Below are 22204 nucleotides of genomic sequence, written 5' to 3'. Positions count from 1 at the left end.
GATATAGACGCTTGCAATACCCAATTGCCGGCGAAACTGCTCTAGATCGTAGAGGGGACGACCTCCATGCAGCTAGTCGAATTCCTGGCGCCGCATTTCGCCTTTGTCTCCGATCCGACGGCATGGGTCGCGCTGCTGACGCTGATCGTGCTGGAGGTCGTGCTCGGCATCGACAATCTGATCTTCATCTCGATTTTGACCAACAAATTGCCGGTAGCGCAGCGCGCCCGCGCTCGGCGGCTCGGCATCTCCGCCGCGCTGGTGATGCGGCTGATCCTGCTGGCCACCATCTCGATCATCGTCCAACTGACGACGCCGATATTCACCGCCTTCGGCCACGGCTTTTCATGGCGCGATCTGATCCTGATCGCCGGCGGCCTGTTCCTCGTCTGGAAGGCGACCAAGGAGATCCACCACACGGTCGATCTCGATGATCACCAGGACACGATGATGGGCGAGACACTGCAGCTGTCGCTGGCTGGCGCGATTTTTCAGATCCTGCTGCTCGACCTCGTCTTCTCGATCGACTCGATCATCACCGCGGTCGGCATGACCGACGAAATCGCGATCATGTACATCGCGGTGATCGCGGCGGTGAGCGTGATGATGCTGGCGGCCGGGCCGCTGGCCGATTTCATCGCCAAGAACCCCAGCATCGTCATGCTGGCGCTCGGCTTCCTGCTGATGATCGGCATGACGCTGATCGCCGACGGCATGGGTTACCATGTGCCGAAAGGCTATATCTACGCTGCCATGGGCTTTTCGGCGCTGGTCGAAGGGCTCAACATGCTGGCGCGGCGGCGGAAGAAGGCAAAGGGCGGCGGCCACTGAGGATGGCCCACCGCGGCTGACCTAATGCCCCGGCACACCCTTCGGATGGCGGTCGCCGATCAGGCCAAGCGTCAGGCCTTGCTCCAGCCACGCCTTGGCGCCGGCGAGCACCAGCGCAAAACCGCCGGTCGAGCCGATCGCCTGCTTGACCTGCTCATCGGGGCTGCCGGCAAAGCCGAAATTGCGGACCTCGACAAAGGTCGTGGCGCCCGGCATCTCGGCGAAAGTCCACACTACCGTGGTCGGCGGATCGGTCCATTGCATGACGATCTTCTTATTTTCGACGATCTCACTGACATTGACCGTCGTCGAGACGCCATACATGCGCCATTCCCAACTGATTTCCCTGCCGCTGTCCAACCTGTCGCTGCCATGGGTGAACCAGAACTTCGTCGTGATCGCCGGATCGACGAAGGCTTCGAATACGTCGGCGACCGGCCGCCTTATCAGCATGCCGGCTTCGGCGGTCGGTGTTTCGCGGATTTCCATATCGTCCTCCTTTCCATGGCGCCGCCGCCTGTTCACCAGGCATCGGGCTCGCGCACGAGGTGAATGATGTTGGCCGGATTGGTGATCCAGCCGCCGCGAAAGCCTTCACCCAGTGCCTCGATGGCGTCGCAGCGCACGACACCGGCCTTGGCGAGATGCTCCGCCGCGGCCGGAAAATCATCGGTGAACAGCTCCAGCCAGATCTCGGCCTGGCTCATCATCGGCGCCTCGTCGATCCACAGGCGATTGGGGCCGAGTTCAAAGCCGACGGCCGGCGCCTTGGCCGTGAATGGCTTCAGGCCGACGACGTTGCGATAGAAGGCGTTCGTCGCCTGGTATTGATGCGGCGGGACTTTCATGGCGATGTTGATGCCGCCGGTGATCTTCGCGGTCATTTGCTGGCCCCATTGCCGTGTTCAGGTTCGATTGGCCGGTTCGGTCCAGAACCCGCTATGCCAAATTGATTTGCCAGGAGACTCCGACCCTGTCGTTGAGCCATGCAAACCGGCGGCTGAAACCATAATTGTCCAGCGGCATCAGAAATTTGCCGTCCTTGGCCAGCGCCTCGACAATGCCGTTCAGCTCTGCCTCCGTGGAGCAATCCACATACAGCGAGACCGACGGCGTGAACGTGAAGGCATGGTGCACGGGGCTGTTGTAGACCATCACTTCCAGACCGCTTATGGACACGCGCGCCAGCTTGACCGTTCCTTCCGGGCCGTCTTCGCCGGAGCCGTAACGTGTGACGTTAAGGACGTTGCTGTCGGGGATCGTCTCGCAATAGAAGGTCATTGCCTCTTCGGCCTTGCCCTCGAACATCAGAAATGGCGTCACTTGCTTCATCGCAGGCCTCCGTCATCTTGGTGGTTTTTCAGATGTTGTTCTCGTTGGCCGGCTCGCCCTTCATCTCGCTGCGGTAATAGCCGTCGCGCAGATTGATGCCGTATTCGACATAGGCCTTCATGCAGGCCAGCATCTGCGACCAGCCCTCGCAATTGAGGTAGGACTTCTTCAGGCCGACCGCGTCCTCGTGCCAGCCGGTTTCGGCGATGGTGACGAAAGTGCCGCCATCGTCGAGCGGTTCGAAATTCATCTCGATGCGGGTCTTGTAGGCTGGCTTGCCGTCGGCGCCGGTGGCATCCCAGCGCAGCACGATGCGGCTGTCTTTCTTCACCTCGTCGACCTCGACCGGGACCTTGCCCCACCAGACGACGCCGGCGCCCGCCACCAGCGGTGCGCTGGCGCCGCCGATGGTGGTGAAGTAGCCGCTGAGCTTCTTCGGATTGACGACCGCATCGAAGACTTCGGCGACCGGTTTGCCGATGCGGCCCGAAACCCTGAATCCAAGAGACATATCCACAGCTCCTTTCTTGAACGGGTCAACGATATGTTATAGAAATATAACATGTCAAGCCAATCGCGGGACGATAATGTTTTCAAGGCGCTGGCGCATCCGCGCCGGCGTGCGTTGCTGGACCAGCTGAAGGATGCGCCGCAGACCACCGGCATGTTGTGCGATGCCTTCCCCGACATGGACCGCTGCACGGTCATGCTGCACCTGAAGGTGCTGGAGGAGGCCGACCTCGTGGTGGCGCGGCGCGAGGGGCGCGAGCGCTGGAACCATCTCAACGCGCTGCCGATCAAGCACATCCACGACCGCTGGATCAGCCAATATGCCACGCACGCGATCAGCATCCTCGACCGGCTGAAATCCGATCTTGAGGGGTGAAAGGTTGCCGAAGCCTGCCGATTTTCGGGTCTTGAAACCCTTGCGTGCCGGCAGCAATGGCGCGGCTGGACGAATTGAGCCGATTTATCTATAAGCCGGCCATTCCGACAGAGAGCGCCGTCCGTCCGTCCGGACGCAGCAGGACGTTCTGAAATTTTGAATTCGAGCATTTTGCAAGATGCCGGGTGGCTCACCAGGCGGCAGATGCTCTAGCCGAGAAGACGACAGGGGTGCCATGGCTGGCCATTCACAGTTCAAGAACATCATGCACCGCAAGGGCCGCCAGGATGCGGTGCGGTCGAAAATGTTTTCCAAGCTGGCGCGCGAAATCACCGTCGCTGCCAAGAGCGGCACGCCCGATCCATCGATGAACCCGCGCCTGCGCCTTGCGGTGCAGAATGCCAAGGCGGTGTCGATGCCGAAGGACAATATCCAGCGCGCCATCAACAAGGCGTCGATGGGCGATGCCGAGACCTACGAAGCCGTGCGCTACGAGGGTTACGGGCCAGGCGGCGTCGCGCTGATCGTCGAGGCGCTGACCGACAACCGCAACCGCTCGGCGTCGAATGTGCGCGCCGCCTTCACCAAGGCCGGCGGGGCGATGGGCGAAACCGGCTCGGTTTCGTTCATGTGGGACCGCGTCGGCGAGATCTACTATCCGGCATCGGCCGGCAGCGCCGAGAAGGTGATGGACGCAGCGATCGAGGCTGGTGCCGACGACGTCCAGTCGGACGAGGAAGGCCACACGATCTATTGCGCCTTCGAGAATCTCGGCGAAGTGTCGAAGGCGCTGGAAGGCGCGCTCGGCGAGGCTGAATCGGTGAAGCCGATCTGGAAGCCGCAGACCAATATCGCGGTCGATGAGGAGCGGGCACAATCGCTGATGAAGCTGGTCGCGACGCTCGAGGACGACGACGACGTGCAGAGCGTCTACGCCAATTTCGAGGTTGACGAGGAGACCTTGGCGAAGCTCAGCGCGGCATGACCCAACACGCGCTGCCCACAGTCCGCATCACCTATTGCACCCAGTGCCAATGGCTGCTCAGGGCCGGCTGGATGGCGCAGGAGTTGTTGTCCACCTTCGGTACCGATCTCGGCGAAGTGACGCTGGTGCCCGGCACCGGCGGCATCTTCACCATTTCCTGCAATAACACGCTGGTCTGGGACCGCAAGCGTGACGGCGGTTTTCCCGACGCCGCAAAGCTCAAGCAACTGGTTCGCGACGTCATCGATCCGGATCGCGATCTCGGCCACGCCGACCGCAAGGGCCATAAGTCAAAAGACCCTGCCTGACCGGCCTTTTACACTTCCGTCCTGCATTCACCGCCATGCGAAGATGAAGCAGCCCAGCGCCACGATGGCAGTGATGGTGCGGACGTGGTTCCACATCACCCAGTCCCTGAGATAAATGGCCCATACCGCGGCGCCGTTGGCGCTTGCCGGATCGATGGCCGCCAGGGCGTTGTTGAGCGGCACGTTGAACATCATCGTCACGATCGGGTTGCCGACGAGGTAGATCAGGGCGCCGGCGAGGAGCCAGAATGCACCCGGTTGGCTCCAGCCGATAAGAGCGCCGGCGGCAAGGACAAGACAGACCAGCCCGGTGCCGAAAAGCGCGGTCATGAATGCCGGCGTAATCACGGTTATGTTGATCGAATTCATGGCGGCGATGCCGCCTCCGGCAGGCAAGCGGGCGAGCGCCGGCATGATAAAGTTGGAGAAGGCGAAGAAAACGCCGCCGACAACGCCTGAGCCAATGGCAGCGACGAAGGTGAGGGTGGGAAGCAGCTTCATGATCATGTCAGTTCCTCCAGATGCCCGTGGCGGCGGTTTCGGTTGCGTAGGTGGAAAAGTCCTTTGGGGCGCGGCCGAGCACGCGCTGGACGCCGTCGGTCAGCGACTCGTTGCGGCCGTCAAGCACTTCGGTGAACAGCTCGTTAAGCAGCCACGCGAACTCGGCAGGCAATTCGTGCTCCGCTGTGGTGGCGGTGAATTCGGCATGCGAAATCCTGATAAAACGGATGTCGCGGCCGGCCGCCCTGCCGATCTCGGCGACCGCGTCGGCGAAGCTCAGCAGCCGCGGCCCGGTCAGCTCATAGAGCTCTCCGACATGTCCTTGCTGGGTTAGTACGGCAAAGGCGGCCTCCGCGATATCGTCGGCATCCACAAATGGTTCGCCCACACTGCCGACCGGCAACGCCACCTCGCCCTCCAGCAAAGATTCGACGAGAAAGCCTTCACTGAAGTTCTGGGAAAACCAGGCGCAGCGCAGGATCGTCCAATCGGCGCCCGAAGCTTTCAGCATCTCTTCGGCGCGCTGTGCTTCCGTTTCGCCGCGCCCCGACAGCAGTACCAGCCGGCGCACACCACACTCCACGGCAAGACGAGAGAAGGCGCCGACGGTGTCGGCCGCGCCGGGCACCGCAAGATCAGGATAGTAGCTGATGTAGACGGCGCCGACACCATCAAGCGCGGGTTCCCAGGTCGTGTTATTTTCCCAGTCGAAGGGCGGCGTACCCGAGCGCGAGCCGATCTGCACCGGCAGGCCCCGCGCCGTCAGCCGCTCGGCGAGACGGCGGCCGGTCTTGCCGGTGCCGCCGAGGATCAAAGTTGGTTTCGTTACAGTAGGGTTCATGTCGATTTTCCTCAGTTTACAAATGTGAGTAATCCTCACATTTGCAAAACGTGATAAACCCTCGTATTTTGCGAGTCAAGCCAATTTGTTGATTGTTCGTCTGGAGACAGTGATGGAAGGCTCTGCCGTATCGGATTCACAGGACGGCCAGATCGCATCGCCGCGCCGGGCACCGAGCCAGCAGCGCAGCCGCGAGCGGGTCGAGCGCATGTTGGCCGCCGCCTCGGCGCTGATCGCCGAGCAAGGCAGCGACGCCATGCGCATGGGCGAGGTGGCCGAGAGGGCCGGCGTGTCGATCGGCTCGCTCTACCAGTTCTTCCCGGACAAGCGGGCGATCATCTGGGCGCTGGCCGAACGCTACACCGCCGAAAGCCAGGCCTGCATTGCGGCAGCACTGGCCGAGGTCAACGACGCCGAAGGCCTGCGCCAGGCATTTTCGGAACTGGTGGATATCTACTACGGAATGTTCCTGGCGGAGCCGGTGATGCGCGACATCTGGTCGGGCACGCAGGCCGACAAGGCGTTGCGCGAACTTGAGCTCGCCGACAGCCGGGCCAACGCCGAATTCCTCACTGCGGTGCTGAAGCGGTTGCGGCCGTCCGCCGATCCGGAAGCGCTGGAAACGACGGCATTTCTCATCTGGCAGATGGGCGAGGCCGCAATGCGGCTGGCGATCTCGGTCGGGCGGCAAGAAGGCGACAGGCTGGTTGCCGCCTACAAGCGGATGGCGCTGCGGGAGTTGCTCGATCGGTAGGACCGCACCTAGGCAACAAAAAACCCGCCACGAGGGGCGGGTTTTCGATGTACGAAAGGTCGTTGGCTTAGAGGCCGAAACCTTCGAAGCGCTTCTTGAACTTCGACAGGCGGCCACCGCGGTCGAGCAGGGTCTGCTGGCCGCCGGTCCAGGCCGGATGGGTGGTCGGGTCGATATCGAGGTTCATCGTATCGCCTTCCTTACCCCAGGTCGAACGGGTCATGTATTCGGTGCCGTCGGTCATAACGACCTTGATGGTGTGATAGTCGGGATGGATGTCGGTCTTCATGGTTCTGTTCCTGGCTTGCCGGGTGCTGCCGACGGGCTGAAGCCTGCGTCGATGCGCCCCTTTTTAAAACTCGAAGCCGCGGCTATTGAGGAGCCACGGCTTCTAAAACGGTCGGCGAGCCTATACATCAGCCGGAATTGAATCACAAGGCCGCGGCAAGCGCATATTGATGGGCGCAAACCTCAAAGGGCCAAAGGAAACGGTCATGGCGAACATCAGCGGCGATGCAGACGAGCGCAGGCGCTCGCTGAGGCCGCTGCAGCGCCTGTTTCCCTACATCACCCATTACCGCAAAATGGTCATCGGTGCGATCATCTCGCTGGCCGTCGCGGCGGCGACGACGCTGGCGCTGCCGCTGGCTGTGCGGCGGATGATAGATCACGGCTTTTCCGCTTCCGACTCCAGCTTCATTGCCGAATATTTCGCCATGCTGGTGGTGATGGCCGCCGTGCTGGCGGCGGCATCAGCCAGCCGCTACTATTTCGTCATCACGCTTGGCGAGCGCGTCGTTGCCGATATCCGCCGCGATGTCTTTGCCCACGTCACCACGCTGTCGCCCTCCTTCTTCGACACGGCCCAGTCGGGCGAGATCGTCTCGCGGCTCGCCGCCGACACGACACAGGTCAAATCGGCCGTCGGTGCTACCGCCTCGGTGGCGCTGCGCAACGTCATCCTCGGCCTTGGCGCCGTGGCGATGATGGTCTTCACCAGCCCAAAACTGTCCGGCCTGGTCATCGCGGCCATTCCGGTAATCGTGCTGCCGCTGGTCGCCTTCGGCCGCTCGGTGCGGCGCAAGTCACGGCTGGCGCAGGATACTCTGGCCAATGCCACCGCCTACGCCAGCGAGCAGATCGGCGCGGTGCGCACGCTGCAGGCCTTCACCAACGAGAAGCTTGTAACCGGGTATTTTTCATCCGCCGTGGAAGCAGCGTTCGAAGCGGCGCGGGCCTCGATCCTTGCCCGCTCCTTTCTCACCTTCTTCGCCATTTTCATGATTTTTTCTTCGGTGGTGGCGGTGCTGTGGTTCGGTTCGCGCGACGTGCTCGACGGCACGCTGTCGCCAGGGACGCTTGGCCAATTCCTGCTCTATTCGGTGTTCGCCGCCGGCGCGCTCGGCGCCCTGTCGGAAGTCTGGGGTGAACTTGCCCAGGCAGCCGGCGCTGCCGAACGGCTGACCGAGATCCTGGCCGAGAAACCCGCGATCCAGGCGCCCGCCGATCCGAAGCCGCTGCCGGCAAAGGCGAGAGGCGCGATCAGCTTCGACGATGTCTCCTTCTCCTATCCGGCCCGGCCCGACCGCGCCGCCGTCCACGGCCTCAGCTTTCAGGTCAAACCCGGCGAGACGGTGGCGATCGTCGGGCCATCCGGCGCCGGCAAAAGCACCGTCTTTTCGCTGCTTCTGCGCTTCTACGATCCGGAGGCCGGCAGGATCGTCATCGACGGGGTCGATCTGCGCGAGGCCGATCCGGCCGCGATCCGCGCGCGCATCGCCATCGTGCCGCAGGACGTCACCATCTTTGCCGCAAGCGCGCGCGACAATATCGGCTTTGGCCGGCCGGGGGCCGCCCAGGCCGAGATCGAGGCGGCGGCGAAGGACGCGCTTGCCGACGAGTTCATCCTAAAACTCGAAAAGGGCTATGACAGCCAGGTCGGCGAGCGCGGTGTGACGCTGTCGGGCGGCCAGCGCCAGCGCGTGGCCATCGCCCGCGCCATTTTGCGCGATGCGCCGATCCTGCTGCTCGACGAGGCGACCTCGGCACTAGATGCCGAAAGCGAGACGCTGGTGCAGACGGCGCTGGACCGGCTGATGCAGGGCCGCACCACGATCGTCATCGCCCATCGGCTGGCAACCGTGCTGAAGGCCGATCGCATCCTGGTCATGGATGGCGGCCGCATCGTCGAGGAAGGCACGCATCAGAGCCTGGTCGCCAAGGGCGGCATCTATGCGCGGCTGGCCAAGCTGCAGTTCGATACCGGGGCGAATGCTTTCAGGGGCGCGGCCGAGTAGCATCGGCTACCGAGCCAGAGCCTGTTCCATACCGATGACATCGGGGTCGGGCTCTATCTTCTCATTTGACCGTGATCTTTTCCGAAAACCGGCATCCGCTTTTCGGCATCATTGTCCGCCCGCGGCCGCTGGGATTCTTCAGCCACCGAAAGCTCGGCGTTTGCCGCGTCGATAGGCGATGAACAGGGGAACGCCGACAAGCAGCGACAACAAAAGCATGCTGGCGACGGTCTGTCGCTGCTCCTTTGCCGGATCGCTGAGCTGCACATCGGCAGGCGGCTCTTCATAGGTAAAATCGTACTGCCACCGAATTTCGTCTGCGACGTCATCGACGGTTTTCAGATAGTCGGCAATCGCCTTGGCCGGCACTTCGGTTGCCAGCGTCTGAAAGTTCCATTCAACTTGAAATTCGGTGGGCGTGTTGGACCAGGACGCCTTGAGAGACAGATAGGGCGTCACGACGTTTTTCATCGACTCGCCGGAAAACCTCGCCTTGAGGTTGCGCACGGTCACCTTGTGACGCCGGTAGAACTGGGGGCCGAGGGAGACGGGCCCGGTTCGGTCGACGATTGTCGGGGTTGGAAGAGAGTTGTTGCCGAGATCGGCCGCGCGGATCGGGAAATTCTTTGCCAGATCGTTGGCCGCCAGCGCCTCCGCCGGCAAGCGATAACTTTCCTTCACGCTCACTATGTTGCCGTCGCGGCGATCCACGATTTCCGGCTTGGCGACGGTTTGGATGCCCGGATATTGCTTGTTGTAATATTTCAGGTAGGCGTCCGACACCTCGCTCAGCGACCGGCTGGCCAAGTTGCCGCGCATCCAATCGGCATCGGCGTCCTCATATGTCGAGAAGACCGTCAGCACGAGGGGATCGCCCGGTTTCCGCGGAAAGTCGAAGTCCTCGACGATCTGGATCGATGGGCTGGTAAGCACAGGACTCGGCATCTTCTCCAACCCCCCGGTGCTGGAAAGCGGCAGCGCGAAGCCGTAGTCCGGCTGTGCGAGATTGTGCGCCTTGCCGCCCTGAAGATAGTTCGTGGCGTCCAGCCAATATGTCTTTGCTCCGATCCTTGCCTTGACGATGGCATGGTCGAAATCGCGAAGCGCCGGCAGATGCTGGTCCAGGGCCCGTCCCTCGTCGAGATCGGCCAAGGCGACCTCTGCAGCAATGCCAAGCCGCACAAGCGACGAAACCAGCAGCAGTGCCTTGTCCTTGCAGTCACCAAACCCGCTCAGGATGACCGTCGCGGGATCACGCGGAACGTAGGAACCGGCACCCATCGACAGGCTTACATAGCGGATCTGGTCCTGCACCAGCCGCATTGCCTCGACCATCCGGTCTTCGGGCACCGGATGCCGCAGAGCGATGTCGTCGAGCTTTGCGGCAAAAGCCGAGGGAAAAACCGTCGCTGGCTTGTAGTAGGGCGCAACAGCATCGACCACACTTTGCCAATTCGCGGTAGACGCGACATCGATAGAGCCCCAGCCTGGATAGGTCACGGGCAGGTTATCCTCGACATTGACCGGTTTCGGGTTTGGAATTTCCCACAGATAGGTGGTGTCCGGCCCAGTCGGGGAGATTGAGGGCTTGAGTCGGGTTCCCCTGGTCTTGATCTCGAGCGGCTGGCCCGAAGGCCAAATGATGCTTGTGCGGATAAGTGCTACCGGCTCTTCCCATTCGGTGGAGAAATTCTTGAAGAAGAGATCCTTGCCGACCAGCGGTGTTATTTCATAGGTCGACCCGTAATCGACGATGTCGCCGGTACGCACATCATCGATGTTGACATGTGCTGTCAGCCAGCCGTCGAAGACGCCTTTCTCGGCATCTCTTTCCCTGCGGAAGATGTCGAATTCCGCGCCTTCCAGCCGGTCCAAAACGGCGCCATCGCGGATGATGTGAAGATGGTTGAGCGTGACCTTGTGCCGGGACGGATCGAACTGCAGATCGATGCTCGCGCCACGATCCAGGCCGGGACGGTCGACGATTTTATAGACGGTGCGCGAGTACTCGACATAGCCGCCGGCGCGATGCTTGATCTGATCGTCCGAGAGCAGCCACGAAACGCCATTCTTGATTTGATCCGATCGGGTGGGATCGGCAGCCGGAATATCAAGCTGCTTTACCCAGCTTTCTGCCGGACCCTTGAGAACCATGTCGTCGGACATGGCCGGAGAACTCAGACCGATCAATAAGATGAAAAATACCAAGCGGCGCCAGAAAGACTTCACCCTATGAAAACTGTAACAGGCAGACATCTACGCTCGCCCAACTTGGAAGAACTCCTTTTTCAGAGGCTTTCCCACCAAAGTAAAGGCCAGTTTCGCGGATTTCTGCGGTCACCGCGTCAAGAACCAGGAATAGATGAAGCTGCTCAGTTCCCGTACCGCTTCTTCAGGTGATCGGTGAAATGCACGGCATTGAGCTTTTCGCCGGTGGCGCGTTCGAGCAGTTCGGGCGTCGACCAGCGCGAGCCTTGCGACCAGATCCTTTTGCGGCGCCAGTCGTTGATCGCGGCGAAATCTCCCTTGGCGAGGTCTTCATCGGCTGAAGGATGATCTCTGGTCAGCGCCGCCCATTGCTGCGCCGCCATCATGGCGCCCAGCGTGTAGGAGGGGAAATAGCCGAAGGCGGCACCCGGCCAGTGGACGTCCTGCATCGGACCATCAGCCGGATTGTCTGATGTCGACAGGCCGAGATAATCGCGCATCTTGGCATCCCAGGCCTCGGGCAGGTCGGCTGCCTCCAGCCGACCCGAGACAAGCTCCTGCTCCAGCTCGTAGCGCAGGATGACGTGCAGCGGATAGGTGACCTCGTCGGCATCGACGCGGATCAGACCGCGCTCGACCCGGTGCACATGCGGCAGGATGTCGTCGATCGTCCAGCTCTCACCAAGGTGTCTTTCGACCACCGGCAGCGCCCAGCGCCAGAATTCTGGATTGCGGCCGATCTGCTTTTCGACGAACAGGCTCTGGCTTTCATGCACCGCCATGCCGCGCGCTCTGCCGAGCGGCCAGTGCGCCCACGCCTTCGGCAGGTTCTGCTCGTACAGCGCATGGCCGGTCTCGTGCAGCACGCCCATCAGCGCCGACAGGAAATCCGAGGTCTTGTAGCGGGTGGTGATGCGCACGTCGCTCGGCACGCCGCCGCAGAACGGATGGTGCGAAACCGACAGCGAGCCGTGGGTGAGGTCGAAGCCGACTGCCGCCATCATCGCGAGGCCAAGCTCGCGCTGCTTGTCCAAGGGGTAGCTGCCGGAAAGCGGCTTCAGCGGATGTTTCGCCAGCCGCTCTTCCTGCACGGCAAGTGCCTCCGGCACGAAGCCTTTCAGGAAGGCCTTCAACTCGGCAAACACAGGCGTGATGTCGGCGGTGCGATTGCCCGGGTCATATTGCTCCATCAGCGCGTCGTAAGGCTCGAGCCCGAGCACCTCGGCGCGAAGTGCCGCCTCCTCGCGGACCAGCGCCACGACGCCTTCCAGCGCCGGCAGGAAGCCGGCCCAGTCGTTCTTGGCGCGCAGGTCGCGCCAGAGCTGCTCGGAGCGCATGCGCGCGGTCGTCTGGCGCTCGACGAACTCGACCGGCAGGCAGGTCAGGTTGGTGTATTGCCGGCGGAATTCCCTGACTGCGGCCTGCTGCGGTTCGTTCAGCGCTTCCTGCTCGGCCGCCGCTATCCAGTCGGCAATCTCCGGCGCAGTCGCCCGGGCATGGTGCATGCCGGCAAGCGCCGACATTGCCTCCGCGCGCTTCTCGCCGCCGCCGACCGCCATATGCGTCGCCTCGTCGGCGCCGAGGATGGCGAGGGCGTGTTCCAGCGCTTCGAGCTTGTGGCCGAGGTCGTCGAGTTTTTGAAAGGACATTGTGGGTTCCGCTGATTTGACGGCGAGAAAAAGATATCAATGCAAAACTGTTGGCAACCCCTGAAGACCGTCTGCGACCGATGCATTGACTGCCGGCCGCAACGGCCGAAAAGCATCTTGCGGAAGCGGTGGCGTGCTGTGGGACACGCCGCGCGGCCATATGGTATTCAAGCTGACGCCGGAATTCGCCACTGCCTCGAAAGTGCTCGCGGCCAATCAGGGGCTTTACAACGGCTTTCTCGCAGCCGGACTGATCTGGGGGCTTTACCTCGGCGAAGCCGGTTTCCAGTTCAAAGTCTTCTTCCTGCTCTGCGTCGCCGTCGCCGGCCTTTACGGCGCAGCGACGGCGGGCCGTAAAATCCTGTTCATCCAGACAGTGCCGGCAGTGCTGGCGCTGATTGCGCTGGCGTTGGGCTAGCGCATGATCCCTGAACCGAAAGCTGGAAAAGGATCATGCGCAAAATCAATTGCCACAGCGCCGGGCGCTGCGGCCGATTTCAGCCGCCTGGATAAGTTGGGCCATAGCCGTTTGGATAGTATCCGCCATCGGCGCCGTTGCCGATGAGGAAGGCACTGCCGGTATCGGCGCGCAGCTTTTGGCTGACATCGTCGAGCTGCGCCAGCAACTGCTGATATTGCGTGCTCGGCATCGTTCCATCGCGCGCGGCCCTCTGGGCGGCCCGATCGAGTTGAGCGACCTGCCTGCGCAAGTCACGTGCCTCGCCCGGCTCGAGCTTGTTCGCCCGGATGGCGCCCTGGATACCCGTCTCCACGCTTTGGATCTGATTGATCAAGGCCGTCGCACGCGGGCCGGCGTAAGCGCCAGCAAACGGAACGGCGAGGAGAAGTGTGGCGAGCGTAGCAGTCCTGAGATTCCTGGGAGCGGAGAAGGGCATGGTTGCGTCTCCTTTACTGGGGAAAGCGGTGGTTGGGAGGGGCCTGCCTTCCGGCCGCGGGCCGTCAGGTTCCGTCGCGACGCGATGAGCGGTTCCACCGCCGGCGGTTCTCGGCCCATGACCAAGGCTAAAATCCCATGGCGGCAAAGTGTAATTAAAAAAGGTAATTCTTTCAGCTCTTGCCGCTGCCGCGCCAGTGCCCTAAATGCCGCCGACTTGAGCCGGCTCGACCTGGCACATGATACAAGCCAAAGGCTCTGCAGATCACCGCTCGGTCAGCTTCAACTCGATGCGGCGGTTCTTGTTGCGCGCCTCTTCGGTATCGGCGGGGTCGAGCGGCTGGAATTCGCCGAAGCCGGCCGCGACCAGCCGGTTGGCCGGCACGCCGTTCTCGATCAGGAACTTGACCACCGATGTCGAGCGCGCCGTCGACAATTCCCAATTGTCGCGGTAGCGGCCGGTGCCGGAGAGCGGCTTGTTGTCGGTGTGGCCGTCGACGCGCAGCACCCAGTTGATCTCCGGCGGGATTTCCTTTTGCAATTCGATGATGGCATCGGCGAGCTTCTTCATCTCGACCTTGCCGGCATCGTTGATCAGTTCGGAGCCGGTCGGGAAAAGCACTTCCGACTGGAAGACGAAGCGGTCGCCGACGATGCGGATGTTCTCGCGGTCGGCGAGAATTTCACGCAAGCGGCCGAAGAAATCGGAGCGGTAGCGGTTCAGCTCCTGCACGCGTTGCGCCAGTGCGACGTTGAGGCGGCGGCCGAGATCGGCGATCTTGGTGTTGGATTCGCGGTCGCGCGTTTCGGACACGTCGAGCGCTTGTTCGAGCGCTGCGATCTGCTTGCGCAGCGCCGAAATCTGCTGGTTGAGGATCTCGACCTGGCTTAGCGCCTGCTGGCTGATCTGGCGCTGGCTGTCGAGCTCGCCGGAAAGGGCCGTTGCGCGCTGGTTGGCGGCATCGCCGGCACCGGCGCCTTGCGCCAGCAATTGCTCGAGCCGGCTCTTTTCCGCCTCCGACGCAGACAGCGATGCCTGCAAATTGGCAAGGGTGTCTTCCTTGTCCTGCGTCGTCGAGCGCTCCAGCGCCAGAAGCTGGGTCAACTCGTTGATCTGCGAGTTGAGGCGGTTGAGCACCGTGTCCTTGCCGGAGATCTCGCGGCCGAGCAGGAACTGCGCCAGCACGAAAACCGTGAGCAGGAACATGATCGACAACAGCAGCGTCGACAGCGCATCGACGAAGCCCGGCCAGTAATCGATGCGGCGGTCGGAGCGCCGGCCTCGTGCCAACGCCACGTCAATGCACTCCAGTCTTCTTCAAGGCGTCGGCGATCTTCTCCAAGGTGTTGCGCATCGCCCTCTGCTCGTCGGACTGGGCCTCGACCCAGTCGCGCATGATCTGCTGTTCCGAGCGCATGTTCTTGACCAGGCCGGAAATGCCGTCGGCGAGATTGGCCATGGCGGTGGCGACGCGCGGATTGGAGCCGCCGCCATTCTCCTGCAGGGTGCGCAGCTTTTCCGACAACAGCCGGATTTCCTCGGAGGGTTCGGTCTTGGCCGCGTCGGCAACGACGATGTCGGAGGACAGGTCGGTGACCGAGGACAGCCAGTTTTCGAGTTCGGTATAGAAGCGCGTCTGGGCGCGGCCGGCCTGCAGGTCGAGGAAGCCGAGCACCAGCGAGCCGGACAGGCCGAACAGCGAGGACGAGAAGGCGGTGCCCATGCCGGCCAACGGAGCGGAAAGCCCCTGCTTCAGGGATTCGAGCACGGCGGCGGCATCGCCGGTGCCGGGATCGAGCGACTCGATGGTTTCGCGGATCGAGCCGATCGTGTTGAGCAGGCCCCAGAAGGTGCCGAGCAGGCCGAGGAACACCAGCAGTCCGACAAGGTAGCGCGACGTGTCGCGGCTTTCGTCGAGGCGGGTGGCGATCGAATCCAGCATGGTGCGCATCGAACTGGTCGAGAAGGCAATCGTCGACGAGCGACCGATCATCGCCTTCATCGGCGCCAGCAGCACCGGTTCGGTGGTTTCGGAACCGGCGCGGAACGAGTTGACCCAGCGCACCTCGCGGAACAGCCGGCCGACCTGGACGAAGGCCAACAGGATGCCGACCGCCAGCACGCCGATGATCAGGCCGTTGAGGCCGGGATTGGTGACGAAGGCCGTCGAGATCTGGCGGGTCAGGATGGCGGCGATAAAGGCCACGATGAACAGAAAGATCACCATGGTCAGCAGAAACACCTGCGGGCTCGACAATTTGTGCGGATCGTAGATCAGAACGTCGGAGCGCCTGCCCATGCCGAAGGATCTGAGAAGAGTCATCCGTGCCCCGTTTCCGATGCCGTCGCCGCCGATCAATTTGTGTTTGCGACTCTAAACGGAATTGTGACGAAATTGAATGGCGCTTGGCAATATTGCCACTGTCCGCGACCGGAGGTCAAAGCCGGTTGATGACCAGGCAGTCGACCATGGCGGCCAGATGCAGGCCGGCGCCGGTGACGACAAAGCCATGCCACAGCGCATTGTGGAAGCGCAGGCCCTTCCAGGCGAAGAAGATCACGCCGCAGGAATAGACGATGCCGCCGGCAACGATGAGCGCGATCGATGTCGCCGGCAGCGTCCGCACGAGCGGCTCCACCAGAACGATGCCGCTCCAGCCGATAGCTAGATAGAAGACGATCGCCAGTCGGTCGAAACGGCCGGGAAGAAAGACCTTGATGGCGATGCCGACAGCCGCGGCGATCCAGACCAGGACGATCATCGAAACGGCCAGCGGCGAGCCGCCGAGCTGGGCCAGGAAAGGCGTGTAGGTCGCCGCGATCAGCAGGTAGATCGCCGCATGATCGAAGCGCCGCAATATCCATTTCGCCGGCGACGATACCGGCCAGAGATTATAGGCCAGCGAAACCGACAGCACGGTGAGCAGCGAGACCACATAGAAGGCGGCGGCGACATATTCGCCGGGGCCGGTTCGATAGGCGGCCAGTGCCAGCAGCGTCGAGCCGGCAGCGATCGCCAGCACGATGCCCACGGCGTGGACAATACCGTCGGCGATGATCTCGGCGCGCGAGTAATGCCAGCGCCCCATGAAGGGGATGTCGAGCTGGGAGAGTTCGCTCTGGGGTTGGGGCCGGCTGTTCGTCATCGATGATCCTGCGTCGCCTTATCTGGGCGGCCGCGGGACAGTATTTCAAGCTTTGGTTGCGGTTTTGCGACTGCGGCGCTTCAGCGCGGCGTGCCTCTATCAGCTGGCTGAAAGTGGCCTTTTTATAGTCTTCAACAGCGCGCGCTGGATGAGTTCGTTGCCGGCAACCAGTGAACCGGCGTTCAGCACATCCTGTCCCCCGGCGAAATCGGAGACGAAACCGCCCGCCTCGCGGATCAGCAAAATGCCGGCGGCGACATCCCAGGCCGACAGGCCGGTTTCCCAGAACCCGTCCATGCGGCCGGCAGCGACGTAGGCGAGATCGAGCGAGGCGGAGCCGAGACGGCGGACGCCAGAGACCTCGGCCATGACATTGCGCAACTCGATGAGGAAATTGCCGTGCTGGCCACGCCCGAGATGCGGCATGCCGCAGCCGATCACTGCATCGACCAGCTTGGTGCGGCCGGCGACGCGCAGCCGGCGGTCGTTCATAAAAGCGCCGCCGCCGCGCTCGGCGGTATAGAGCTCATCCATCGCCGGATTGTAGACGACGCCGGCGACGATCTGGCCTTGGCGCTCCAGTGCGATCGAAACGGCAAAGAGCGGAATGCCGTGCAGGAAATTGGTGGTGCCGTCGAGCGGGTCGACGATCCAGCGGTGCTGGCCGTCGTCGCCCTCGATCACGCCGCGTTCCTCCATCAGGAAGGCGTAGCCGGGCCGCGCCTTGGACAGTTCGGCAAAGACGATGTCTTCGGCCTTGCGGTCGGCCTGGCTGACATAGTCGCCCGGCCCTTTCATCGAGACCTGCAGGTTCTGCACTTCGCCGAAGTCACGCGACAGCGAGCGGCCGGCCTTCATTGCGGCCTGGACCATGACATTGAGGATCGCGGAACGCGCCATTGCTGTTCTTCCTGTCGCTGCGCCTATTTGCCCTGACGCATGATCTTATCCAAAAAGTCTGCCACTTTTTGGGATCACGCCTTAATCGGCGCGGCGTACGTAAGTGATTTCGTTGGTATCGACGATGATGCGCTCGCCCGAGCCGATGAACGGCGGCACCAGCACGCGGATGCCGTTTTCGAGTATCGCCGGCTTGTAGGACGAGGCCGCCGTCTGGCCCTTCACCACCGGGTCGGCCTCGGTGATGGTCAGCGTGACCTGGTCGGGCAGCGAAATGCCGATCGGCCTTTCGTCATAGAGCTGGACCGTCACCATCATGCCGTCCTGCAGGAAGGCGGCGCGATCGCCGACGAACTCCTTTTGCAATTCGAGCTGCTCGTAGCTTTCGGTGTCCATGAACACCAGCGCGTCGCCCTGCTCGTAGAGGAAGGAAAAATCCTTCAGATCGAGTCGGATCTGCTCGACCGTCTCGGCCGAGCGGAAGCGCTCGTTGAGCTTGGTGCCGTTGATCAGGTTCTTGAGTTCGACCTGGTTGTAGGCGCCGCCCTTGCCGGGCTTGACGGTGTTGGTCCTGACCGCCACCCAAAGGCCGCCATCGTGCTCGATGACGTTGCCGGGACGGATTTCGTTGCCATTGATCTTGGCCATGGTGAGGTGATCCGGAAATGAGATGATCGCCGCGAAGGGCAATTTGGCGCCTCCAAGACCACAAATCGCCAGCAGAGGCAAGGAGCGCCTTCCGATGAAGCGGCAACGAGGCTGGCCCGGCAGCGCGGCTTGGCAGCCTCAGTTGGTCCCGACGGCCGCGGTGACGGCCTCGGTCACTGCGTCGGCGACCTCTCTCAAAAGATGCAGGTGCGGCGAACGCAGGACGACAATTCGCAGCGACAGCTCGAGGCCGGGAGCGTCGACCAGGGCAATGCCCTGCGGCAGCTTTTCCCGCAGCAGCCGCTTGGGCAGCAGGCCAAGGCCTTGGCCTCGACGAACCCAGTCGATCTGCAGCGCGCTGTCCTGAATCTCGGCGCCGACCATCAACCTGTGGCCGCCCTCGGCAAGGGCAGCCGCAAGCCGTCGGCGCGCGTCGCAAGGTTCAGGGCTGAGGACCCAGGGCATGGTCTTGACGTCGGCTTGCCCGCCGCTGTTTTCGGCAGCGATGATGCCGAGGGGCTCGGTTCCGACAACGCCGTCGCCAGCTTTGGAATTGCTGCCGTCCAGTATGAAGGCGAGGTCGAGCTGTCCGCGCTTGTGCTGGTCGGCCAGCTCAAGACTCCAGCCGCTCTTCAGACGCAGCGAGACCTTCGGAAACCGCTCCAGGGCATCAGCAATGGCGTGCGCCACGGCTTTATCGCAAAGCCCGTGCGCGAGGCCGAGCCGCAGCAGGCCCTCCGGCTCGTCGCCCTTGGCGAATGATTTCAGCGCGGCGACGGCGGCGAGAATGTCCTTGCCGCGTGCCAGCACCTCTACGCCGGCCGGGGTCAGTCGCGACGGCTTCAGCCGGCGGTCGAGCAATTCCGTGCCGAGCATCTCCTCCAGCCGCTGGATCTGGCGGGTGACGGCCGGCTGCGTCAACGGCAGGCGTAGAGCCACTTTCTGAATCGAACCCTCCTCGGCAAAGAGGGCCAGTGTTTTCAGTTCTTCAAGCACGACACACCCGAACATGTCATAGAAGCATAATTATGCTGAACATTATGAATTTGAAATCCGATGGATGGCAAGCGATTTTCCTCCGGCAGGACCCAGCCGGAAAGGAGCGACGATGAAAGCGATCGAATTGCAGAGCCCGGGCGGCCTCGAGAACCTCAGAATGGTCGAGCGGCCGATGCCTGAGCCAGGGCGCCAGGAGATGATTGTGAAGGTCAAGGCCGCGGCGCTGAACTACCGCGATGCCGAGATCGTCCGCGGCAGCTATCACACGAAGTTTGCATTGCCGCTGGTGCCGCTGTCGGACGGCGTCGGCGAAGTCATTGCCATCGGCGCCGAGGTCAGCCGGTTCAAGATCGGCGACCGGGTTTGCGGCACGTTCTGGCAGTGCTGGGTCGGCGGCAGTTTCGCGATGGCCGAGCCCTCCTATCAACGTGGCGGCCCGATCGACGGGCTGCTCAGCGAATTTGCCCGGCTCGACGAACAGGCGGCGGTGCTGGCGCCGGCCAATCTGAGCGACCTCGAGGCGGCGACCCTGCCATGCGCCGGCGTGACGGCATGGCACGCGCTGTTTACTGAGGGCAGCGTCAAACCCGGCGACACCGTGCTTTGCCTCGGCACCGGCGGCGTTTCGCTATTTGCGGTGCAGTTCGCCGCCGCTGCCGGGGCGCGCGTCATCGTGACGTCGAGCAGCGACGAGAAGCTTGCGCGGGCAAAGCAACTTGGCGCGCAGGATGGCGTGAACTATCGCAGCGTCCCCGATTGGGCATCGGCCGTGCTGGGATTGACCGATGGCCGCGGCGCCGACCATATCATCGAGGTTGGCGGACCGCAGAGCTTTGCACAATCGCTGAGGGCAGCGGCTCGCGGCGCGCAGATCAACGTCATCGGCTATCTCGGCGGCAGTGACGGCGCCATCAACCCGCTCGACATCTTCCGCCGGCAGGTCCGGGCGCGAGGCATACCGGTGGGCTCACGCGAATCCTTCGAGGCGATGAACCGCGCCATTGTCGTCAACCGGTTGAGACCGGTGATCGACCGGGTCGTGCCGTGGAGCCAGGCCGCCGAAGCCTTTCGGTACCTCGAACACGGCTCGCCCTTCGGCAAGGTCGTCCTCGATCACATGCAATGAGCTCGCGCTTGCGAGTCCGGGCGCAATGAGTCGCGAGATCGCGGTCAGGGCAAGCGGTTGGCCCGTTGCAGCGCCTGCTGCGTCTGCTCGTCGGTCAGGCCCTGCAGGAAATCGTCCATCTTTTGGTCGATGAGCCCGGCGCGGCGGGCGACAACATACCAGGCGCCGGCGAGGATCAGATCCGGATCGGTGCCGATGCCGTTCATGTAGAGCTTGGCGAGACGGTTCTGGGCGGCGACATTGCCGCCCTCTGCGGCCTGCTTCATCCAGTTGAAGCCGGATTTCAGGTCGCGGGCGCCGCCGCGCCCCTCGATCATCCAGGTGGCAAGATCGATCTGTGCCGTGTCGTAGTTCTGCCGCGCGGCCTGTGCCAGCAGGCCGCGGGCGCGGACATCGTCGCGCGGCTTGCCGCCGGCGCCATTGGCGTAGACCTGTGCCATCGCATATTGTGCGTCGGCAAGCCCGGTCGCGGCAGCGCGCTCGTAATAGGATACGGCTTTGGCAATACCGGCATCGCCGGGCTCCTGTTCGACCATCAACTGCGCAAAATTGAACTGCGCCAGGCGGTTGCCGGCCTCGGCGGCGGCCTGCATCAGCGCATAGGCTTCCTTCTCGTCCTTTTTGACGTAGCGGCCGTCGAGCAGCATCAGCGCATACTGGAATTGCGATTCCGGGACGCCCTGCTCGGCGGCAAGCGCATACCACTTCGCCGCCCCTGCCGCGTCGACCGGCACGCCGAGGCCGCGTGACAGTATCTCGGCCACCAGCGTCTGTGCCGCCGGATCGCCGTTTTGAGCGCGGGAAAGCGCAAGGTTGTAGGCCGTCTTGTAGAGCCCGCGCTGAAAGGCGCCGTAGGCGGCGTCGGACGGCTTTGCGCCGAAGCGGTCGGGGTTGATGGTGTCGGCCGACGGCAACGGGGTGGTGGTGGCGGGCTGCGGCAATTGTGCGGCGATCGGCTTGTCGGCAGGTTCGCTGGAATCCGGCCTGGGCTGCGGCAGCGGAACGGGTTCCGCCGCTATCGCCTGCGTCACGGCCGTTGCAAGAAAGGCGCTGAAAAGGATTGTCCGCGAGCGCACGTCAGTCCTCGAAGCGCGGCGCGGTTTCGTCGAGCAGCGCGTTGGCGGCGGCAACCGCCATCTTCGGATCGACGCCGTCGGCGAAGACGGCGCTGGACAGCGCAACGAATTCGGCGCCGGTGGCGGCGACAGCTTCCACCGAGGCAAGATCGGATCCGGCCATGACGATGCAAGGGATCTGGATGACGTCCGCCCACCATTGCCCGAGCGACAGGTTGCGGGGGTGCGGCTCAGGCTTGTTGTCGTAACCGAAGCGGCCGAAGAAAATGTAATCAGGCCTGACCTCGCCGAGTTCCAGCGCATCGTCGCGGGTCTTGGCGCCGCCGGTGCCGACCATCATCCTGGCCTGGAAGTGTTCGATCGTTTCAGCGAGCTCGTCCTTGCCGACCTCGACATGGATGCCATCGGCCTGGACGCGGCCGGCGATGCGGGTGTCGCCAGCAATGATGACGGCAATGCCGGCCGCTTGCGCCACCGGCACGATCTGTTCGGCAAAGGCCTGGAAGGCGGCCTCGTCCAGGCCGTTTTCCGGCAGGATGAGCGAGGCGACGTCACCGCCGTCGAAGGCCCCGGCGATGCGCTCGGCCGGCACGTTCGGCGGCGCGATCAGCACGATACGGCAGCGGTTGGGCGGCGTTGCGTCATTCATTGAATTCGATCCCGGTTATCGCCTATGCCGGGCGAAGATGGTTGCATTGCGGCATAGAGCAAAGTGCGGGGATTGAACAGGCGGCAGGGGGATCACGATTGCCGTCAACATTCTATCGGGGCTCGGCGCATGGCTGCCGCTGGCCGAAATTCTCCTCGCCTGGCCGCTTGCG

At 62.9% G+C, this 22204-nt stretch carries 26 protein-coding genes; 8 read left to right on the top strand and 18 right to left on the bottom strand.

The genetic code is table 11. From position 1 onward, the window contains the following. Nucleotides 1-66 precede the first annotated feature (66 nt). Nucleotides 67-831: a TerC family protein gene (locus NKI95_RS04600; protein ID WP_352714487.1), complete on the top strand. Its 765-nt coding sequence runs from the start codon at nucleotides 67-69 to the stop codon at nucleotides 829-831. Between the two features lie 21 nt (nucleotides 832-852). Here NKI95_RS04600 and NKI95_RS04595 read toward each other — a convergent pair whose 3' ends face one another. From NKI95_RS04595 to NKI95_RS04580, 4 genes are read right to left on the bottom strand one after another with little or no spacing between them, the layout of a single operon-like run. Further along, nucleotides 853-1320 (bottom strand): SRPBCC family protein, encoded by a 468-nt coding sequence (locus NKI95_RS04595; RefSeq protein ID WP_352714485.1) that lies wholly within the window; start codon nucleotides 1318-1320, stop codon nucleotides 853-855. 32 nt (nucleotides 1321-1352) lie between these two features. Further along, entirely contained in the window at nucleotides 1353-1715 is a 363-nt protein-coding gene (locus NKI95_RS04590) for a hypothetical protein (RefSeq protein WP_352714483.1), read from the bottom strand. Nucleotides 1716-1770: 55 nt separating this feature from the next. Then, nucleotides 1771-2163 carry a VOC family protein gene (locus NKI95_RS04585; RefSeq protein ID WP_352714482.1) on the bottom strand — a complete coding sequence of 131 codons (393 nt, stop codon included), beginning with the start codon at nucleotides 2161-2163 and terminating at the stop codon, nucleotides 1771-1773. A 28-nt stretch (nucleotides 2164-2191) separates the two neighbouring features. Next, nucleotides 2192-2674 carry an SRPBCC domain-containing protein gene (locus NKI95_RS04580; RefSeq protein ID WP_352714480.1) on the bottom strand — a complete coding sequence of 161 codons (483 nt, stop codon included), beginning with the start codon at nucleotides 2672-2674 and terminating at the stop codon, nucleotides 2192-2194. A gap of 51 nt (nucleotides 2675-2725) precedes the next feature. Between NKI95_RS04580 and NKI95_RS04575 the strand changes: the two genes are divergently transcribed. The 3 genes from NKI95_RS04575 to NKI95_RS04565 all read left to right on the top strand — a co-directional run bounded on the left by NKI95_RS04575 (nucleotide 2726) and on the right by NKI95_RS04565 (nucleotide 4342). After that, nucleotides 2726-3049: an ArsR/SmtB family transcription factor gene (locus NKI95_RS04575; RefSeq protein WP_352666129.1), complete on the top strand. Its 324-nt coding sequence runs from the start codon at nucleotides 2726-2728 to the stop codon at nucleotides 3047-3049. Nucleotides 3050-3284: 235 nt separating this feature from the next. After that, entirely contained in the window at nucleotides 3285-4034 is a 750-nt protein-coding gene (locus NKI95_RS04570) for a YebC/PmpR family DNA-binding transcriptional regulator (protein WP_023678028.1), read from the top strand. Continuing rightward, the gene (locus NKI95_RS04565) at nucleotides 4031-4342 is read left to right on the top strand and encodes an Rdx family protein (RefSeq protein ID WP_352714478.1); all 312 of its coding nucleotides are present in this window, start codon (nucleotides 4031-4033) and stop codon (nucleotides 4340-4342) included. Before NKI95_RS04570 ends, NKI95_RS04565 begins: the two co-directional genes overlap by 4 nt. A gap of 27 nt (nucleotides 4343-4369) precedes the next feature. On the opposite strand, the gene NKI95_RS04560 is transcribed toward NKI95_RS04565, so the two are convergent. Both NKI95_RS04560 and NKI95_RS04555 read right to left on the bottom strand, forming a co-directional pair. Beyond that, nucleotides 4370-4849 (bottom strand): anthrone oxygenase family protein, encoded by a 480-nt coding sequence (locus NKI95_RS04560; RefSeq protein ID WP_352714477.1) that lies wholly within the window; start codon nucleotides 4847-4849, stop codon nucleotides 4370-4372. Between the two features lies 1 nt (nucleotide 4850). Beyond that, nucleotides 4851-5684 (bottom strand): Rossmann-fold NAD(P)-binding domain-containing protein, encoded by an 834-nt coding sequence (locus tag NKI95_RS04555; RefSeq protein ID WP_352714476.1) that lies wholly within the window; start codon nucleotides 5682-5684, stop codon nucleotides 4851-4853. Nucleotides 5685-5796: 112 nt separating this feature from the next. Between NKI95_RS04555 and NKI95_RS04550 the strand changes: the two genes are divergently transcribed. Next, the gene (locus tag NKI95_RS04550; protein ID WP_352714475.1) at nucleotides 5797-6438 is read left to right on the top strand and encodes a TetR/AcrR family transcriptional regulator; all 642 of its coding nucleotides are present in this window, start codon (nucleotides 5797-5799) and stop codon (nucleotides 6436-6438) included. Between the two features lie 67 nt (nucleotides 6439-6505). On the opposite strand, the gene rpmE is transcribed toward NKI95_RS04550, so the two are convergent. Then, nucleotides 6506-6727: a 50S ribosomal protein L31 gene (gene rpmE, locus NKI95_RS04545; protein WP_006327661.1), complete on the bottom strand. Its 222-nt coding sequence runs from the start codon at nucleotides 6725-6727 to the stop codon at nucleotides 6506-6508. Between the two features lie 205 nt (nucleotides 6728-6932). Between rpmE and NKI95_RS04540 the strand changes: the two genes are divergently transcribed. After that, the gene (locus NKI95_RS04540; RefSeq protein WP_352714474.1) at nucleotides 6933-8735 is read left to right on the top strand and encodes an ABC transporter transmembrane domain-containing protein; all 1803 of its coding nucleotides are present in this window, start codon (nucleotides 6933-6935) and stop codon (nucleotides 8733-8735) included. Nucleotides 8736-8873: 138 nt separating this feature from the next. Here NKI95_RS04540 and NKI95_RS04535 read toward each other — a convergent pair whose 3' ends face one another. Both NKI95_RS04535 and NKI95_RS04530 read right to left on the bottom strand, forming a co-directional pair. Further along, the gene (locus tag NKI95_RS04535) at nucleotides 8874-10901 is read right to left on the bottom strand and encodes a DUF3857 domain-containing protein (protein WP_352714472.1); all 2028 of its coding nucleotides are present in this window, start codon (nucleotides 10899-10901) and stop codon (nucleotides 8874-8876) included. Nucleotides 10902-11107: 206 nt separating this feature from the next. Next, entirely contained in the window at nucleotides 11108-12592 is a 1485-nt protein-coding gene (locus NKI95_RS04530; RefSeq protein ID WP_352714470.1) for a carboxypeptidase M32, read from the bottom strand. Nucleotides 12593-12677: 85 nt separating this feature from the next. On the opposite strand from NKI95_RS04530, the gene NKI95_RS04525 reads away from it, so the two are divergent. Continuing rightward, the gene (locus NKI95_RS04525; RefSeq protein ID WP_352714469.1) at nucleotides 12678-13010 is read left to right on the top strand and encodes a DUF1304 domain-containing protein; all 333 of its coding nucleotides are present in this window, start codon (nucleotides 12678-12680) and stop codon (nucleotides 13008-13010) included. Nucleotides 13011-13089: 79 nt separating this feature from the next. Here the strand turns inward: NKI95_RS04525 and NKI95_RS04520 are convergent, their stop codons facing one another. From NKI95_RS04520 to NKI95_RS04490, 7 genes are all read right to left on the bottom strand, one after another. Next, a complete protein-coding gene (locus NKI95_RS04520) occupies nucleotides 13090-13488 on the bottom strand; it encodes a hypothetical protein (protein ID WP_352714467.1) in 399 nt (132 codons plus the stop codon). A 264-nt stretch (nucleotides 13489-13752) separates the two neighbouring features. Beyond that, nucleotides 13753-14784: a peptidoglycan -binding protein gene (locus tag NKI95_RS04515; protein WP_352714465.1), complete on the bottom strand. Its 1032-nt coding sequence runs from the start codon at nucleotides 14782-14784 to the stop codon at nucleotides 13753-13755. Between the two features lies 1 nt (nucleotide 14785). After that, nucleotides 14786-15811 (bottom strand): MotA/TolQ/ExbB proton channel family protein, encoded by a 1026-nt coding sequence (locus NKI95_RS04510; protein ID WP_352714463.1) that lies wholly within the window; start codon nucleotides 15809-15811, stop codon nucleotides 14786-14788. Between the two features lie 115 nt (nucleotides 15812-15926). Then, nucleotides 15927-16634 carry a PAQR family membrane homeostasis protein TrhA gene (gene trhA / locus NKI95_RS04505; RefSeq protein WP_352714461.1) on the bottom strand — a complete coding sequence of 236 codons (708 nt, stop codon included), beginning with the start codon at nucleotides 16632-16634 and terminating at the stop codon, nucleotides 15927-15929. Nucleotides 16635-16733: 99 nt separating this feature from the next. After that, complete coding sequence (locus tag NKI95_RS04500; protein WP_352504937.1) at nucleotides 16734-17534, bottom strand: inositol monophosphatase family protein; 801 nt, start codon at nucleotides 17532-17534, stop codon at nucleotides 16734-16736. Nucleotides 17535-17615: 81 nt separating this feature from the next. Next, nucleotides 17616-18182: an elongation factor P gene (gene efp, locus NKI95_RS04495; RefSeq protein WP_292664037.1), complete on the bottom strand. Its 567-nt coding sequence runs from the start codon at nucleotides 18180-18182 to the stop codon at nucleotides 17616-17618. Between the two features lie 138 nt (nucleotides 18183-18320). Beyond that, entirely contained in the window at nucleotides 18321-19178 is an 858-nt protein-coding gene (locus NKI95_RS04490) for a LysR family transcriptional regulator (RefSeq protein WP_352714459.1), read from the bottom strand. 112 nt (nucleotides 19179-19290) lie between these two features. Between NKI95_RS04490 and NKI95_RS04485 the strand changes: the two genes are divergently transcribed. Next, the gene (locus NKI95_RS04485; protein ID WP_352714457.1) at nucleotides 19291-20307 is read left to right on the top strand and encodes a zinc-dependent alcohol dehydrogenase family protein; all 1017 of its coding nucleotides are present in this window, start codon (nucleotides 19291-19293) and stop codon (nucleotides 20305-20307) included. A gap of 44 nt (nucleotides 20308-20351) precedes the next feature. Here the strand turns inward: NKI95_RS04485 and NKI95_RS04480 are convergent, their stop codons facing one another. Both NKI95_RS04480 and NKI95_RS04475 read right to left on the bottom strand, forming a co-directional pair. Then, nucleotides 20352-21383: a tetratricopeptide repeat protein gene (locus tag NKI95_RS04480; RefSeq protein WP_352714455.1), complete on the bottom strand. Its 1032-nt coding sequence runs from the start codon at nucleotides 21381-21383 to the stop codon at nucleotides 20352-20354. 1 nt (nucleotide 21384) lies between these two features. Continuing rightward, a complete protein-coding gene (locus tag NKI95_RS04475; RefSeq protein WP_352714453.1) occupies nucleotides 21385-22032 on the bottom strand; it encodes a thiamine phosphate synthase in 648 nt (215 codons plus the stop codon). Between the last annotated feature and the right edge of the window lie 172 nt (nucleotides 22033-22204).

Origin of the sequence: Mesorhizobium sp. M0306 (assembly GCF_040321655.1) — a bacterium.
Taxonomy (GTDB): domain Bacteria; phylum Pseudomonadota; class Alphaproteobacteria; order Rhizobiales; family Rhizobiaceae; genus Mesorhizobium.
Note: the sequence above shows the minus strand (reverse complement) of the source record. Positions and strands in the feature narration are given on the sequence as shown.

What these genes read in the sequence shown, in the direction of transcription:
- NKI95_RS04600 (WP_352714487.1), top strand. Translation starts at nt 67, where the DNA reads ATGCAGCTAGTCGAATTCCTGGCGCCGCATTTCGCCTTTGTCTCCGAT.
- NKI95_RS04595 (WP_352714485.1), bottom strand. Translation starts at nt 1,320, where the DNA reads ATGGAAATCCGCGAAACACCGACCGCCGAAGCCGGCATGCTGATAAGG.
- NKI95_RS04590 (WP_352714483.1), bottom strand. Translation starts at nt 1,715, where the DNA reads ATGACCGCGAAGATCACCGGCGGCATCAACATCGCCATGAAAGTCCCG.
- NKI95_RS04585 (WP_352714482.1), bottom strand. Translation starts at nt 2,163, where the DNA reads ATGAAGCAAGTGACGCCATTTCTGATGTTCGAGGGCAAGGCCGAAGAG.
- NKI95_RS04580 (WP_352714480.1), bottom strand. Translation starts at nt 2,674, where the DNA reads ATGTCTCTTGGATTCAGGGTTTCGGGCCGCATCGGCAAACCGGTCGCC.
- NKI95_RS04575 (WP_352666129.1), top strand. Translation starts at nt 2,726, where the DNA reads ATGTCAAGCCAATCGCGGGACGATAATGTTTTCAAGGCGCTGGCGCAT.
- NKI95_RS04570 (WP_023678028.1), top strand. Translation starts at nt 3,285, where the DNA reads ATGGCTGGCCATTCACAGTTCAAGAACATCATGCACCGCAAGGGCCGC.
- NKI95_RS04565 (WP_352714478.1), top strand. Translation starts at nt 4,031, where the DNA reads ATGACCCAACACGCGCTGCCCACAGTCCGCATCACCTATTGCACCCAG.
- NKI95_RS04560 (WP_352714477.1), bottom strand. Translation starts at nt 4,849, where the DNA reads ATGATCATGAAGCTGCTTCCCACCCTCACCTTCGTCGCTGCCATTGGC.
- NKI95_RS04555 (WP_352714476.1), bottom strand. Translation starts at nt 5,684, where the DNA reads ATGAACCCTACTGTAACGAAACCAACTTTGATCCTCGGCGGCACCGGC.
- NKI95_RS04550 (WP_352714475.1), top strand. Translation starts at nt 5,797, where the DNA reads ATGGAAGGCTCTGCCGTATCGGATTCACAGGACGGCCAGATCGCATCG.
- rpmE (WP_006327661.1), bottom strand. Translation starts at nt 6,727, where the DNA reads ATGAAGACCGACATCCATCCCGACTATCACACCATCAAGGTCGTTATG.
- NKI95_RS04540 (WP_352714474.1), top strand. Translation starts at nt 6,933, where the DNA reads ATGGCGAACATCAGCGGCGATGCAGACGAGCGCAGGCGCTCGCTGAGG.
- NKI95_RS04535 (WP_352714472.1), bottom strand. Translation starts at nt 10,901, where the DNA reads ATGTCCGACGACATGGTTCTCAAGGGTCCGGCAGAAAGCTGGGTAAAG.
- NKI95_RS04530 (WP_352714470.1), bottom strand. Translation starts at nt 12,592, where the DNA reads ATGTCCTTTCAAAAACTCGACGACCTCGGCCACAAGCTCGAAGCGCTG.
- NKI95_RS04520 (WP_352714467.1), bottom strand. Translation starts at nt 13,488, where the DNA reads ATGCCCTTCTCCGCTCCCAGGAATCTCAGGACTGCTACGCTCGCCACA.
- NKI95_RS04510 (WP_352714463.1), bottom strand. Translation starts at nt 15,811, where the DNA reads ATGACTCTTCTCAGATCCTTCGGCATGGGCAGGCGCTCCGACGTTCTG.
- trhA (WP_352714461.1), bottom strand. Translation starts at nt 16,634, where the DNA reads ATGACGAACAGCCGGCCCCAACCCCAGAGCGAACTCTCCCAGCTCGAC.
- NKI95_RS04500 (WP_352504937.1), bottom strand. Translation starts at nt 17,534, where the DNA reads ATGGCGCGTTCCGCGATCCTCAATGTCATGGTCCAGGCCGCAATGAAG.
- efp (WP_292664037.1), bottom strand. Translation starts at nt 18,182, where the DNA reads ATGGCCAAGATCAATGGCAACGAAATCCGTCCCGGCAACGTCATCGAG.
- NKI95_RS04485 (WP_352714457.1), top strand. Translation starts at nt 19,291, where the DNA reads ATGAAAGCGATCGAATTGCAGAGCCCGGGCGGCCTCGAGAACCTCAGA.
- NKI95_RS04475 (WP_352714453.1), bottom strand. Translation starts at nt 22,032, where the DNA reads ATGAATGACGCAACGCCGCCCAACCGCTGCCGTATCGTGCTGATCGCG.